Annotated in this window: 15 protein-coding genes; 7 read left to right on the forward strand and 8 right to left on the reverse strand. The window is 53.7% G+C overall.

Going from position 1 to position 14,372, the window contains the following annotated elements:
- The first annotated feature begins 8 nt into the window (after nucleotides 1-8).
- Both sfbB and OGX67_RS21780 read left to right on the forward strand, forming a co-directional pair.
- Nucleotides 9-1,025 carry a virulence-associated ABC transporter ATP-binding protein SfbB gene (gene sfbB, locus OGX67_RS21775; protein WP_257651678.1) on the forward strand — a complete coding sequence of 339 codons (1,017 nt, stop codon included), beginning with the start codon at nucleotides 9-11 and terminating at the stop codon, nucleotides 1,023-1,025.
- Nucleotides 1,018-1,677, forward strand: coding sequence for a methionine ABC transporter permease (locus OGX67_RS21780; RefSeq protein ID WP_003021866.1), 660 nt, complete (start codon nucleotides 1,018-1,020; stop codon nucleotides 1,675-1,677). The genes sfbB and OGX67_RS21780 overlap by 8 nt, the downstream gene beginning before the upstream one ends.
- Here the strand turns inward: OGX67_RS21780 and mnmH are convergent, their stop codons facing one another.
- The 5 genes from mnmH to ppiB form a co-directional block, all read right to left on the reverse strand.
- Nucleotides 1,678-2,763 (reverse strand): tRNA 2-selenouridine(34) synthase MnmH, encoded by a 1,086-nt coding sequence (gene mnmH, locus OGX67_RS21785; RefSeq protein WP_128298725.1) that lies wholly within the window; start codon nucleotides 2,761-2,763, stop codon nucleotides 1,678-1,680. It abuts the gene before it with no gap.
- A 96-nt stretch (nucleotides 2,764-2,859) separates the two neighbouring features.
- The gene (gene purK, locus OGX67_RS21790; protein WP_003835757.1) at nucleotides 2,860-3,927 is read right to left on the reverse strand and encodes a 5-(carboxyamino)imidazole ribonucleotide synthase; all 1,068 of its coding nucleotides are present in this window, start codon (nucleotides 3,925-3,927) and stop codon (nucleotides 2,860-2,862) included.
- Nucleotides 3,924-4,433, reverse strand: coding sequence for a 5-(carboxyamino)imidazole ribonucleotide mutase (purE, locus tag OGX67_RS21795; RefSeq protein WP_032948733.1), 510 nt, complete (start codon nucleotides 4,431-4,433; stop codon nucleotides 3,924-3,926). Before purE ends, purK begins: the two co-directional genes overlap by 4 nt.
- 238 nt (nucleotides 4,434-4,671) lie before the next feature.
- Nucleotides 4,672-5,394, reverse strand: coding sequence for a UDP-2,3-diacylglucosamine diphosphatase (lpxH, locus tag OGX67_RS21800; protein ID WP_106107988.1), 723 nt, complete (start codon nucleotides 5,392-5,394; stop codon nucleotides 4,672-4,674).
- 2 nt (nucleotides 5,395-5,396) lie between these two features.
- Nucleotides 5,397-5,891 carry a peptidylprolyl isomerase B gene (ppiB, locus tag OGX67_RS21805; RefSeq protein WP_003021875.1) on the reverse strand — a complete coding sequence of 165 codons (495 nt, stop codon included), beginning with the start codon at nucleotides 5,889-5,891 and terminating at the stop codon, nucleotides 5,397-5,399.
- A gap of 173 nt (nucleotides 5,892-6,064) precedes the next feature.
- On the opposite strand from ppiB, the gene cysS reads away from it, so the two are divergent.
- Complete coding sequence (cysS, locus tag OGX67_RS21810; protein WP_085047594.1) at nucleotides 6,065-7,450, forward strand: cysteine--tRNA ligase; 1,386 nt, start codon at nucleotides 6,065-6,067, stop codon at nucleotides 7,448-7,450.
- Between the two features lie 91 nt (nucleotides 7,451-7,541).
- Here the strand turns inward: cysS and OGX67_RS21815 are convergent, their stop codons facing one another.
- The 3 genes from OGX67_RS21815 to folD all read right to left on the reverse strand — a co-directional run bounded on the left by OGX67_RS21815 (nucleotide 7,542) and on the right by folD (nucleotide 9,272).
- Nucleotides 7,542-8,066: a metal-dependent hydrolase gene (locus OGX67_RS21815; protein ID WP_003835753.1), complete on the reverse strand. Its 525-nt coding sequence runs from the start codon at nucleotides 8,064-8,066 to the stop codon at nucleotides 7,542-7,544.
- Between the two features lie 125 nt (nucleotides 8,067-8,191).
- Nucleotides 8,192-8,404 (reverse strand): ribosome-associated protein YbcJ, encoded by a 213-nt coding sequence (gene ybcJ / locus OGX67_RS21820; RefSeq protein ID WP_003021885.1) that lies wholly within the window; start codon nucleotides 8,402-8,404, stop codon nucleotides 8,192-8,194.
- Between the two features lies 1 nt (nucleotide 8,405).
- The gene (gene folD / locus OGX67_RS21825; RefSeq protein ID WP_003021887.1) at nucleotides 8,406-9,272 is read right to left on the reverse strand and encodes a bifunctional methylenetetrahydrofolate dehydrogenase/methenyltetrahydrofolate cyclohydrolase FolD; all 867 of its coding nucleotides are present in this window, start codon (nucleotides 9,270-9,272) and stop codon (nucleotides 8,406-8,408) included.
- Nucleotides 9,273-9,843: 571 nt separating this feature from the next.
- Here folD and fimA point away from each other — a divergent pair.
- The 4 genes from fimA (at nucleotide 9,844) to OGX67_RS21845 (ending at nucleotide 14,372) form a co-directional block, all read left to right on the forward strand.
- Nucleotides 9,844-10,398, forward strand: coding sequence for a type 1 fimbrial major subunit FimA (gene fimA, locus OGX67_RS21830; protein WP_032947919.1), 555 nt, complete (start codon nucleotides 9,844-9,846; stop codon nucleotides 10,396-10,398).
- 77 nt (nucleotides 10,399-10,475) lie between these two features.
- Nucleotides 10,476-11,009, forward strand: coding sequence for a type 1 fimbrial protein subunit FimI (gene fimI, locus OGX67_RS21835; protein ID WP_003847496.1), 534 nt, complete (start codon nucleotides 10,476-10,478; stop codon nucleotides 11,007-11,009).
- Nucleotides 11,010-11,050: 41 nt separating this feature from the next.
- Entirely contained in the window at nucleotides 11,051-11,743 is a 693-nt protein-coding gene (fimC, locus tag OGX67_RS21840; protein WP_257651677.1) for a type 1 fimbria chaperone FimC, read from the forward strand.
- A 7-nt stretch (nucleotides 11,744-11,750) separates the two neighbouring features.
- Entirely contained in the window at nucleotides 11,751-14,372 is a 2,622-nt protein-coding gene (locus OGX67_RS21845; protein WP_032948735.1) for a fimbrial biogenesis usher protein, read from the forward strand.

Below are 14,372 nucleotides of genomic sequence, written 5' to 3' on the forward strand. Positions count from 1 at the left end.
AGGTGGCTATGATTGAGATTGAGAAAGTTTGCGTGGATTTTAGCGCAGGCCGTGGAGCATCAACCCGAGCGGTTGATGACGTTAGCTTGCGCATTGACGCAGGTGAGATATTTGGCATTGTCGGGACCAGCGGCGCGGGAAAAAGTACGCTGCTGCGCACCCTGAACGCCTTAACGCGTCCGAGCCAGGGAAGCGTGAAGGTGAACGGCGTAGAAATTTCCGCACTGGAAGGCGTGCATCTACGTAAAGCCCGTCAGCGTATCGGGATGATTTTTCAACATTTTAATCTGATGCATACCCGTACCGTGGCACAAAACGTCGCCTTTAGCCTGAAGGCTGCCGGATGGGAACGCAGTAAAATTGGCCCGCGCGTGAGCGAAATCCTGTCGCTGGTGGGGCTGTCAGACAAGGCGAACCGCTTTCCGGTTCAGCTCAGCGGTGGGCAAAAGCAGCGTGTGGGTATTGCCCGCGCAATTGCCAATCACCCGGATGTGCTGCTGTGTGATGAACCCACTTCCGCGTTAGATCTCGAAACCTCGGCCACGATTCTGGCGTTGCTTAAGCAGATCAACCAACAGTTGGGGATCACGATCGTGCTGATCACTCATGAGATGAACGTGATCAAATCGATTTGCGATCGCGTGGCGGTGATGTCCGGTGGCAAGGTGGTGGAGTCTGGTGAGGTGTTTGATGTTTTTGCTCACCCGCAGCACGCTTTCACTCAGCAACTGGTGTCGCATACCCTCAATCTGACGCTACCCGAGCGTCTGCGCCAGCATCTGCCCGGCCAGTTGCTGAAAATTCTTTTTATCGGCGATTCGGCAGAACAGCCGGTGTTGTCAGAAGTGGCGGTTAAATTTGGCGTGGCGGTGAACATTCTGCACGGCAAAATTGAATATATCGGCGAACGTGCGCTGGGGATTCTGGTGGTGCAACTGACCGCGCCGCATAACCCTTCTGCGGTGGATGTCGCCGTGGAACATATTCGTCAACGTACTGCACAGGTGGAGGTGATTCGTGGATGATTTATTGCCTGATTTGACGCTGGCGTTTAATGAAACCTTCCAGATGCTGAGCATCTCTACGCTGTTGGCGATTATTGGCGGTCTGCCGCTCGGTTTTCTTATTTTCGTTACCGACCGGCATTTATTCTGGCAGAACCGTTTTGTGTATCTGCTCAGCTCCGTGCTGGTGAATATTATCCGCTCGGTGCCGTTTGTGATCCTGCTGGTTCTGTTGTTGCCGCTAACCCAGTTTTTGCTCGGCAATACCATTGGACCCATCGCGGCATCGGTCCCACTTTCGGTAGCTGCAATTGCTTTCTATGCCCGTCTGGTTGATAGCGCGCTACGTGAAGTCGATAAAGGCATTATCGAGGCGGCGGAAGCGTTTGGCGCCAGCCCGATGCGCATCATCTGCACCGTTCTGTTACCGGAGGCGAGCGCGGGTCTGCTGCGTGGGCTGACGATAACGCTGGTGAGTCTGATCGGTTACTCCGCAATGGCCGGTATCGTTGGCGGCGGTGGAGTCGGCGACCTGGCGATTCGCTTTGGTTATTACCGCTACGAAACCCAGGTCATGATCGTCACCGTGGTGGCGCTGATTATTCTGGTGCAAGTCGTTCAGGTGCTGGGCGACTGGTTGGCGAAACGCGCAGACAAGCGCGACAGACATTGATTACTGTACGCTAAGCCAGTCAGCCACCTCCTGCCATGAGCCGTGAAAGACGATTTTCGCGGCTTTCTTTTCCAGCTGATAGCGATACATCGGGTCGTAATACTCGTTGAGCAACGGCACCAGCCAGCCCATATGCGCGTCGGTGCTGCCCGTTGCCTGCTGTTCGCGCAGAGCCACGTCGAGCAGGGTGGTCAGCTCGGCAAAACGTTGCAAACCCAGACGACGGCGGATAGCAAACAGACCGTGGTGTAGATACTCGCTGTACTCCTGCCAGCCCTGACTCTCGCCATAAGCGTGAGTGAAATCGTGGTGCATGCGCACAAAATACTCTTCGCGCAGCCGCTCCAGCCGTAGCTCAAAAGGATCGTCCACCACCGCAATAGCAGCCTGGCTCATGCGTTCGCGCAAACATTCGGGCAGATGATTAGCGCCGATCATGCGGCCTTCGTCCTCAAGTACCCACAGACGCAGATCCTGACGGCTGTCGGTTTTCAGCATTTCGACCGCCAGCAGGTTTTCAAAGCTTGCCTGGCTCAGCTGCGGCTCAACGGTGCGACCAAACGAGGAACCGCGATGGTGCGCCAGACCTTCGAGATCCACACCGTTTGGCTGCTGTTGCACTAGCTGCGTTTTACCGTTCCCGGTACAGCCACCTATTAAGACGATCGGTTTTTGTACCAGCTCTTCAGTCAGTTGAATCGCCGCCTGACGCAATGCTTTATAACCGCCTTGTATTAGCGGGTAGTCAGTACCGGACTCGTGCAGCCATTGCTGCACAATGTGCGAACGCTGGCCGCCGCGCGCGCAGCATAAGTAGCCCGCAGGATTTTGACGACTGGCATTCAGCCAGGCCTTCATACGTTGCTGGCGAGTCTCGCCACAGACCAGTTGATGGCCGAGCGCGAGGGCGGCCTCAGGCCCCTGACGTTTATAACAGGTACCCACGGCAGCACGTTCGTCATCGTTCATTAAAGGAAGGTTTATTGCGCCCGGCATGGCGCCCTGCTGAAATTCGACGGGGGCGCGTACATCGATTAAAGGCGTACCGGCGAGCAGAATTGCGCGATAGTCCGTTCCATCGTTCATGTTTGATCCTGAAAATACAAAACAGCAATGGAGGGGATTTTACGCGCCAGGGGAGGGGCCGGGGAAGGATAAAATCCATTCCCCGGCATTAATGGCTTATTTCAGCTTTGACTGCGCCCAGATAATACCGCTGGCATATTCCGGCGGCAGCAGGGGGATAAGCGCTTCCAGTGTCGCGCTAAGGCGCGCGGTATCGCTGTCGCTCAGGTTCAGGTGACCCACCTTACGCCCTTCACGCACTTCTTTGTCATACCAGTGCAGGTGTACCAGCGGCAGCTTCAGCCAGTCGTAGTTCAGGTCGCTACCAATCAGGTTTACCATCACCGAAGGATTATTCACCACCGGCGTCGGTAACGGCAGGTTGGTAATGGCGCGCAGGTGCAGCTCAAACTGGCTGATACTGGCGCCGTTTTGCGTCCAGTGTCCGCTGTTGTGCACGCGCGGAGCCAGTTCGTTGATCAGCAGACCTTCCGGGGTGATAAAACACTCCATCGCCATCACGCCGACATAGCCCAGCTCCTGCATGATGGCGGAGAGCATCGCTTCGGCCTGTGCCTGCTGTCTGGCGTTAGCCTGGGGGAACACCACGCTGGTGCGCAGAATACCGTCCTGATGCAGGTTATGGGTCAGGGGATAGAAAACGGTGCTGCCGTCATGCGCCCGAGCGCCAACCAGTGAGACTTCGCCAGAGAAGTTGATTCCTCGCTCGACGATGCACTCGCCATAGCAATCATCCGGCAGTTGTGCGGTTTCATTTGCGCGCAAACGCCACTGTCCACGACCGTCATAGCCGCCGACGCGACGCTTGACGATCGCCAGCTCGCCGAGTTTGTCGAATACCGCAGACCATTCGCTTTTATCTGCCAGCAGTTGCCACGGCGCGGTCGCCAGACCGAGCTTGTCAAAAAGCTGCTTTTGCGTCAGACGGTCGGCAATAATCGGGAAGACGTCGCGGTTAACAAACGCCGGGTGGCGCGCCAGTTCGCGGGTGAGTGCCGTTTCCGGCCAGCGCTCAATCTCAGCGGTGATCACGCTTTGCTGAAAAGGGACAGCAGCCGGTTCAGCGTCCAGCCCGACGGGCCAGACCGCAATGCCCAGCGGCTCGCCGGCCTGGCGCAGCATGCGTCCTAGCTGACCGTTACCGAGTACGCAGACCTGCTTCATGCCGCACCTCGCGGGTCCGGATTCTCCAGTACCTCATCGGTTTGTGCTTTGCGCCAGTCGTCCAGACGCTGGTGTAATGCGTTGTCGTGTGTAGCCAGAATTTGCGCTGCCAGTAGGGCCGCATTGGCCGCACCCGCTTTGCCGATCGCCAGCGTGCCGACCGGAATACCGCGCGGCATTTGAACGATGGAGTAGAGGCTATCTACGCCGCTCAACGCTGCGCTTTGCACCGGAACGCCGAGAACTGGCACCAGCGTTTTCGCCGCAATCATGCCTGGCAAATGCGCTGCGCCACCGGCTCCGGCAATAATCACCTGATAACCGTTCTCTTCAGCGCTTTCGGCGAAGCTGAACAATTTGTCTGGGGTGCGGTGGGCGGAGACGACTTCAACATGATGCGGAACGTCCAGGATTTCGAAGATTTCGGCGGCGAACTGCATGGTAGCCCAGTCGCTTTTGGACCCCATCACGATGGCGACACGCGCCGGATTATTGCGGGAAGACATGCGTCTGAAAACTCCTGTGGTGCACTACACTCGACTTTTGAGGCCACAGAGAATAGCATAATTAACCTTCAAGGAAAACGATTGCGCGCTTTACACTTCACTCTTCAAGCTGCCTCTTTGTTGGCTGCATCTGCTCACCCCAGTCACTTACTTTTGTAAGCTCCTGGGGACTCACAGATTTGCCGCCTCGATGCAACTCGAATAGTTTTGTGTAAAGAGGAACTGGATATCTGCAGAATTAAAACGGAAACGCGATTAGCTCAACGTCGCTGGACGTGACTTTTACCATTGAGCCTTCGGTATGCCATGCGCCTAATACCACGCGGAAAGCGGGTTGCTCATTGGCCGTGAGTTCGTGGACAGCCGGACGGTGTGTATGTCCGTGAATTAACCACTGGACCTGATGTTTTTCCATCTCGTTAATCACGGCCTGCGGATTCACATCCATGATTTCCAGCGATTTACTGCTGTTGGCGGCTTTACTGTTGGCGCGCATTTTTGCGGCAATGCGCTGGCGAACAAACAGGGGCAGGGCGAGAAACAGCTTCTGTAGCCAGGGTTGATGCACTTTGGCGCGAAACGCCTGATAGCCTGCGTCGTCGGTGCATAAGGTGTCGCCATGCATGATCAGCACCTTGCGGCCATACAGATCGAGCACTTTTTCTTCGGGAAGCAAGGTCATGCCGCTCGCACGGGCAAAACGTTTGCCGAGCAGAAAATCACGGTTGCCGTGAATAAAAAAGCAGGGGACGCCGGAATCTGCCAGCGTTTTTATCGCTGCGGCCATTTCATGATGCAGCGGATTCGGGTCGTCATCGCCAATCCAGGCTTCAAACAGGTCGCCGAGAATGTATAGCGCATCGGCCTTGCGCGCATCGCCGGCTAAAAAACGCAGAAAACCGGCGGTGATCGCCGGTTCTTCTGTGCAGAGATGAAGATCTGCAATAAACAGTGTCGCCACGATTACTCGCTGACGGTCACGTTTTCGATGATAACGTCTTCTTTTGGCACATCCTGGTGCATACCGCTGCGACCGGTGGAAACGCCTTTGATTTTATCAACCACGTCCATGCCTTCAACAACTTCAGCGAATACGCAGTAACCCCAACCCTGCATGCTTTCACCGGAGAAGTTCAGGAAGTCGTTGTCAGCAACGTTGATGAAGAACTGTGCGGTTGCGGAGTGCGGAGCCTGAGTACGCGCCATTGCCAGCGTACCACGGGTGTTTTTCAGACCGTTGTTCGCTTCGTTTTTGATCGCTTCTTTCGTGGCTTTTTGCTTCATGCCTGGCTCGAAACCGCCGCCCTGGATCATGAAACCGTTAATAACACGGTGGAAAATGGTGTTGTTGTAAAAACCTTCGCGGCAGTAGTCCAGGAAGTTTTTAACTGTTTCAGGCGCTTTATCATCAAACGTTTTGATTACGATATCGCCGTGATTAGTGTGGAAAGTAACCATTTTTGCATCCTGTTCCGATAGATTGGTGCTTCGACCCCGTCAAGGGTCAGAGTTAGGGGTGTGTTATAGCATAACCGTAAGCTGTGATCACCTCGCAAAGTGTGCTGCTTCCGGTCTAAATTATGGGTATTATACAGACTTTACTATCCACACACGTCTACACGGAATCTTCGATGTTAAAAATCTTTAATACACTGACGCGCCAAAAAGAGGAATTCAAACCTATTCATGCCGGGGAAGTCGGCATGTACGTGTGTGGTATTACCGTTTACGATCTCTGTCATATTGGCCACGGACGTACCTTTGTTTCTTTCGACGTCGTCGCGCGCTACCTGCGCTTCCTCGGCTATAAGCTGAAGTATGTACGCAACATTACCGATATTGATGACAAAATCATCAAGCGCGCGAATGAAAACGGTGAAAGCTTTGTCGCGTTGGTCGACAGAATGATCGCGGAAATGCATAGCGATTTCGATGCGCTGAATATTCTGCGCCCGGATCTGGAGCCGCGCGCTACGCACCATATCGCTGAAATTATCGAAATCACTGAGCAGCTGATTGCCAAAGGTCACGCTTACGTTGCTGATAACGGCGACGTGATGTTCGACGTGCCGACTGACCCGAACTACGGTCAGCTGTCACGCCAGGATCTGGATCAGCTGCAGGCGGGTGCTCGCGTTGACGTGGTTGATGTGAAGCGTAACCCGATGGACTTCGTGCTGTGGAAAATGTCCAAAGAAGGCGAGCCGAGCTGGCCGTCTCCATGGGGCGCTGGTCGTCCGGGCTGGCACATCGAATGTTCGGCGATGAACTGCAAACAACTGGGTAACCATTTCGATATTCACGGCGGCGGTTCGGACCTGATGTTCCCGCACCATGAAAACGAAATCGCGCAGTCCACCTGTGCGCATGACGGTGAGTACGTTAATTACTGGATGCACTCCGGGATGGTGATGGTTGACCGCGAGAAAATGTCTAAATCGCTGGGCAACTTCTTTACTGTGCGCGATGTGCTGAAATACTACGACGCCGAAACCATTCGCTACTTCCTGATGTCGGGTCACTATCGTAGCCAGCTCAACTACAGCGAAGAGAACCTGAAACAGGCGCGTTCTGCGCTGGAGCGTCTGTACACTGCACTGCGCGGTACCGACAAATCCGTTGCCCCTGCGGGTGGCGAGGCCTTTGAAGCACGTTTCATTGAAGCGATGGACGATGACTTCAACACGCCGGAAGCTTACTCCGTGCTGTTTGATATGGCGCGTGAAGTTAACCGCCTGAAGGGTGAAGATATGGCGGCGGCTAACGGTATGGCTGCGCATCTGCGCAAGCTCTCCAGCGTGCTGGGACTGCTGGAACAGGATCCGGAAGCGTTCCTGCAAAGCGGGGCGCAGACGGATGACGGTGAAGTTGCTGAAATTGAAGCGTTAATCCAACAGCGCTTAGATGCGCGTAAAGCGAAAGACTGGGCGGCAGCTGATGCCGCGCGTGACCGTCTCAATGAGATGGGCATCGTGCTGGAAGACGGCCCGCAGGGCACCACCTGGCGTCGTAAGTAACGCTCTATATTGCCGGATGGCGGCTTACGCCTTATCTGGCCTACGATGGAATGATCGGTAGGCCTGATAAGCGTAGCGCCATCAGGCACTATTAATGACGTTTGTACCACCACAGCACACCCATCATCATAACGGCCGGCAGCCATACCCACATCAACTCCGAAGTTATTACCTGATGCCCATACGGTGTGGCGTAGCGTGATAGCGCAAACGGGGCGACTTTAATCACCTGCCACGGTGCAAAGAAGCGTTCATCCGACCATGGCCACAGCCAGCCGACGCCTTTGCCGCCTGTCGTAACGGAATCCAGCAGACTGTGTGACAGCAGTGAAACCGTCAGGAATAGCCAGCAGCGAATCAATCCCGCCTTAAACCATCGTCGGCCAATCAACACGCAGAGCAGCGGTACCACGAAGGCGAACAGCAGTGAGTGAGTAAATCCCCGGTGGCCAAACACATTGCCATAAGCGACACCGAACTTAAATGACAACACATCGGCATCTGGCAGCATAGCCAGAACGACGCCAGCAAACAGTAATCGTGGGGGGATGACTTTAAGTCCGAGACCTAACCCTAAACAGAGCGGAACGGCTGCGTGGGTAACAATAGTGGGCATGATGATCGCTTCGTGTGGAAAAACAACATGCTAACAGTTCACTGTGAAGCGGGGATGAAGTCATTATCTGAAAACGAGAGGGAGAAGTGGCCGGATACGGTGTTTACCTCATCCGGCACTTAGGGTCACGCCACGACGCTAATGCTGTGACCTTCAAAGCTCACGGTCTGTCCGGCAACGATTTTGCATCGTTTACGCGTTTCAACAACGCCATCGACCTTCACCAACCCTTCGCCAATAGCAATTTTTGCCTGGGCGCCGCTTTCGCTCCAACCTTCCAGCTTCAGCAGATCGCAGAGTTCAACATGCGGGTGTTTACCCAGTGAAAATGTGGCCATCTTAAACGTCCTTTACATCATGATATTCAACACACGCCTGCAGCGTGTTTTCGATAAGTGTGGCGACCGTCATTGGGCCTACGCCGCCGGGGACCGGCGTGATATATGACGCGCGTGCGGCAGCATCTTCAAAGACCACATCGCCAACAACCTTACCATTCTCCAGACGGTTGATGCCGACATCAATCACAATCGCACCTTCTTTGATCCACTCGCCAGGAATAAAGCCCGGTTTACCGACGGCAACAATTAGCAGGTCAGCATGCTCAACGTGGCGACGCAGATCTTTGGTGAAGCGATGGGTGACGGTGGTGGTGCAGCCAGCCAGCAGCAGTTCCATGCTCATTGGGCGACCGACGATGTTTGAAGCGCCAATGACGACCGCATTAAGGCCGTAGGTGTCGATGTTGTAACGCTCAAGCAGGGTCACGATACCGCGCGGGGTACAAGGACGCAGGCGCGGCGCACGCTGGCACAGGCGACCGACGTTATACGGATGAAAACCGTCAACGTCTTTATCCGGTGCAATACGCTCCAGCACTTTAACGTTGTCGATACCGGCAGGTAACGGCAGTTGTACCAGAATACCGTCGATGGTGGTATCTGCATTGAGCGTATCGATCAGCTCAAGAAGCTCCGCCTCGCTGGTGGTTTCGGGCAGGTCATAGGAGCGGGAGACGAACCCCACTTCGTCGCAGGCTTTGCGTTTACTCGCGACGTAAATTTGCGAAGCCGGATTGCTGCCTACCAGCACAACAGCCAGGCCTGGGGCGCGTAATCCAGCCGCTAAACGCGCCTGAACTTTTTGAGCAACCTCAGAGCGCACCTGCTGCGCAATCGTTTTACCGTCAATAATCTTTGCTGCCATCAGAGAGAGGATTCCGTCTGTTACGTTAAATCGAAGGGGATGCCACTATTTTGTCAGAAGCGGGACGTGCTGTCAGTTTTCGTTTGCGTTTTTATGTGCGCCAGGGCCGTCACGGGCTGCAAATGGTGTCGGCACAAAGGCTGAAGCCTTACGAATAAATAATAAGCATGCTAATTAAAATTAACGTGAATGAAACATCTCATCACCCTGGGTTCTTTATGGGTAATGCTTCATAAACCAGACTGTTACGTACTATTACGGCGGCATTTAGGTAATATTAACCAAGACTTTTCTTAGATCCCATTAAGAATTAGCCAGGGCTATTAAAAGGATTTGCAGGTATTTTTCATTAATTGAAATGTTTAATTTATCGCTGTGACGAATAGTCATATTCGCGAAGGATAATTAGTAAATCAAATACTCAGGAGAGTCGGGGTAAAAGGTTAGCTAATTCTCTTGCGATATATATCTTTACAGGATGCAGAGATAATTAGCCTGACATTTAATGTCGATAATGAAAACGGATCCCGCAGGATGCTGGAGCCGGATGTGTGTAATTCAAGGGAAATCCATGAAACGTAAATTAATGACCTCTTCTGTTATTGCCAGCCTGATGTTAGTCGCAGGTGCTGCGGTTGCAGCCGATCCGGTAAGTGTGAGCGGCGGTACTGTGCATTTTGAAGGTGAACTGGTCAATGCAGCCTGTGCAGTCAGTACTCAGTCATCCGATCAGGTTGTCACCTTAGGCCAGTATCGTACTGCCAGTTTTGCCGCAGTAGGTGATACAACGGCACAAATTCCGTTCTCCATCGTGCTGAACGATTGTGATCCGAAAGTTGCTGCAACCGCAGCCGTTGCTTTCTCTGGTCAGGCCGATGCCACCAACTCGGCTCTGTTGGCTGTTTCTTCAGGGAATAACACCACTACTGCTGGCGGTGTAGGTATCGAAATTCTGGACAATACGTCCACCGCGCTGAAGCCAGATGGTGCCACCTTCTCTACCGCTCAGGCTCTGGTAGAAGGGACCAACACCCTGCGTTTCTCTGCGCGTTACAAAGCCACTGCCACCAGTGCTACGCCGGGTCAGGCAAATGCCGACGCGACGTTCATCATGAAGTACGAATAAGCCGTTTTGATTTGCGCAAGGATGACGTTCGCCTCACTGGATGAGGCAATTTCCGGGGATGATGAAGGATGCGGCAGATGATAGGGAAAGGCGTGGCGCTGGCGGGAATGCTGTGCGTACTGCCTGTGTTTGCACATACGGTAATACTGGAAAGTGGCCGCCTTCACTTACGGGGGCAGCTCGTCAATGGTGCCTGCACGGTCGCTACTGACAGCCAAAATTTGCGGGTGCAAATGGGGCAGTATCGCACCAATGCTTTCTCCGGGACGGGGAGCTTTGCCTCTACCAGCGTGCCGTTTTCACTGCGCTTAACGTCATGCAGCTCCGATGTTTATGACCACGTTGGGATTGCGTTTGCAGGCGTGACGCCAGCGGAAGATCCGCAGGTTTTCCTTGCCAGTGGAGATGCGTCTGCGGCTTCGGGGATCGGCCTGGCGTTATTTGACCAGCGCCAACGACAAATTATTCCGAATGCGCTGCCGCTTCATTATGCGCCGATTATAACGCAAGAGATGACGTTTCATTTCACTGCTCGTTATCGGGCTGTCTCGGAAAATATAACGCCGGGAACGCTTCGTTCAGACGTGTGGTTTACGTTGGTTTATCCCTGATTTATTTCCCAACGATAATCACACCAAAGGTATTTGTAGCTATGTTTAATTATCTAAAATCAGGTTTTATCCTTTTACTGCTCTTATTTCCTGTTGCCAGTGTTCAGGCTGCCGGAGGCATTGCATTAGGTGCTACCCGCGTTATTTATCCAGCCGATGCCAAACAAACGTCACTGTCTATTAGCAATAGTGATACCAAAGAACGTTACCTGGTCAATTCATGGATTGAGAATAGCGCAGGCGTTAAAGAAAAATCGTTTGTGGTTACGCCTCCGTTGTTTGTCAGCGAACCTAAAAGCGAAAACACGCTGCGTATCATCTATGCAGGTGTTCCGTTGCCCAAAGACCGTGAGTCGCTGTTCTGGATGAACGTAAAAGCCATTCCGTCAGTCAATAAAAACAGCCTTGAGGGCAAAAACGTTCTGCAACTGGCGATTCTGTCCCGCATCAAGCTTTTTGTGCGCCCGAATAATTTGCCGCAAATTCCGGAAGATGCGCCCGGGATGCTGAAATTCTCCCGTTCCGGCAACCACCTGAAAATTAACAATCCGTCAGCGTATTACGTCACGTTGGTCAATCTCAACGTGGGGAAAACGAAGGTCGATAACGTGATGGTTGCACCGAAAAGCGATGCGCAGGTTCTGTTGCCAACGGGCGTGCAGGGCAACGTTACGTTCCAGACGGTCAATGATTATGGCGCTGTGACCGCGGCCCAAACGGTTAGCGTGCGTTGAGATAACGATGAATAAGACAACGTATTTTCCTGGCCTGTTTCCGGGGGTTACGCCACCGCTGGCGGGGGTGGCGTTGTCCACGCTGGCGGCGCTCTTTCCCTCTTTAAGCCATGGTGAAAGCTATTTTAATCCGGCCTTTTTATCTGCGGATACGGCAACCGTGGCGGATTTATCACGTTTTGAAAAAGGTAATCACCAGCCTGAAGGTGTTTATCGCGTGGATATCTGGCGCAACGATGAGTTTGTGGCTACTCAGGATATTCGCTTTACGACCAGCGCGGGAAAAGCCGGGGAGAAGTCCGGTGGGCTGATGCCGTGCTTTGGGCTCGACTGGGTGAAGCGCCTTGGTGTCAATATCGCCGCGTTTCCGGCACTCAATAAGGATGCGAACGATACCTGCATCAATCTACCTGAGGCGATTCCAGGCAGCGAGATTGCGTTTGATTTTTCTACCCTGCGACTAAACGTCAGCCTGCCGCAGGCGTCGATGTTAAACAGCGCGCGTGGCTATATTCCACCGGAAGAGTGGGATGAAGGCATCCCGGCTGCGCTGGTTAACTACAGTTTCACCGGCAGTCGCGGGAGTGATACGGACAGCTATTTCTTAAGTATGCTCAGTGGCCTGAACTATGGCCCCTGGCGCTTGAGAAATAACGGCGCATGGAGCTATTCCAAAGGTGACGGATATCACTCACAAAGCTGGAAAAACATCGGCACATGGCTTCAGCGCGCGATTATCCCGCTGAAGGGCGAGCTGGTGATGGGTGACAGCAACACCGGCAACGACGTTTTTGACAGCGTCGGATTCCGCGGGGCGCGGCTCTATTCCTCAGACAGTATGTATCCCGATAGCTTACAGGGTTACGCGCCTACCGTTCGCGGTATTGCGCGAACAGCGGCAAAGCTAACCATTCGTCAGAATGGCTATGTGATTTATCAAAGCTATGTTTCACCGGGCGCTTTCTCGATAACCGATCTCAACCCGACGTCATCCAGCGGTGACCTTGAGGTGACGGTGGACGAAAAGGACGGCAGCCAACAGCGCTATACGGTGCCGTACTCCACGGTTCCCTTGTTACAACGAGAAGGGCGTTTCAAATATGACGTGGTCGCAGGGGATTTTCGCAGCGGCAATAGCCAACAATCTTCTCCATTCTTTTTCCAGGGAACATTAATTGCTGGGTTACCAGAAGGCTACACCGCTTACGGCGGTACGCAGTTGGCCTCCCGCTACACTGCGGTGGTTTTAGGCACCGGCCGAAACCTGGGGGACTGGGGGGCGGTTTCTGTCGATCTGACCCATGCCCGCAGCCAACTGGCGGATGACAGTACGCATCAGGGGCAGTCATTGCGTTTTCTATATGCGAAATCGCTGAACAATTTTGGCACCAACTTTCAGTTGTTGGGATATCGCTACTCTACGCGTGGTTTCTATACCCTCGACGATGTGGCGTATCGCAGTATGGAAGGCTATGAGTACGAATACGACAGCGAGGGCAATCGCCACGATGTGCCCGATGTGAAGAGTTACCACAACCTGAGCTACAGCAAAAAGGGCCGTTTCCAGATAAACATTTCGCAGAATCTGGGGGATTACGGATCGCTGTATGTCTCGGGTAGTCAGCAAACGTACTGGAATACCTCAGACACCAATACCTGGTATCAACTGGGCTATGCCAGCGGCTGGCAAGGTATTAGCTATTCACTCTCCTGGTCGTGGAATGAATCGGTTGGCATCTCCGACACCGACCGTATTGTCGCGTTCAATATGTCAATACCGTTCAGCCTGCTGAGCGGACGGCGCTACTCGCGAGATAGCGCCTTCGATCGCACCTACGCCACCTTTAATGCTAACCGTAATAGCAATGGACAAAACAGCTGGCAGAGCGGGATCGGCGGTACGTTGCTGGATGGACGCAACCTGAGCTACAGCGTGAATCAGGGGCACAGCAGCACCAATGGCTACAGCGGAAACGCCAGTGCCAACTGGCAGGCGGCCTATGGCACGCTGGGCGTGGGATACAACTACGATCGCGATCAGCATGACTACAACTGGCAACTCTCTGGCGGCGTGGTGGGGCATGCGGATGGCATTACGCTCAGTCAGCCTCTGGGTGATACCAACGTGCTGATTAAAGCGCCTGGCGCACAGGGTGTGCGGATAGAAAACCAGACCGGCGTTCAAACCGACTGGCGTGGATACGCGGTGATGCCGTATGCCACCGTCTATCGCTATAACCGCGTCGCGTTAGACACCAATTCCATGAACAACAATACCGATGTGGAAAATAACGTCAGCAGCGTAGTACCAACGCAAGGGGCGCTGGTGCGAGCGGCGTTTGATACACGAATTGGTGTGCGGGCGCTGATTACCGCCAAATATGCCGGTAAACCCGTGCCGTTTGGCTCTATTGTGCGGGAAAACACCAGCGGCGTGACCAGTATGGTGGGCGAAGACGGGCAAATTTATCTCAGTGGTCTGCCGCTAAAAGGCGAGTTGCTGATCCAATGGGGGGAAGGCGCAAACGCTCGCTGCGTGGCGCGCTATGCCTTGCCTGAGGAGAGTCTGAAACAGGCGGTGACGCTCACGAACGTGACGTGCGAATCTCCAACGGCACGACAGGAATAA

Source organism: Citrobacter sp. Cf118, from assembly GCF_030334095.1.
GTDB lineage: Bacteria > Pseudomonadota > Gammaproteobacteria > Enterobacterales > Enterobacteriaceae > Citrobacter > Citrobacter freundii.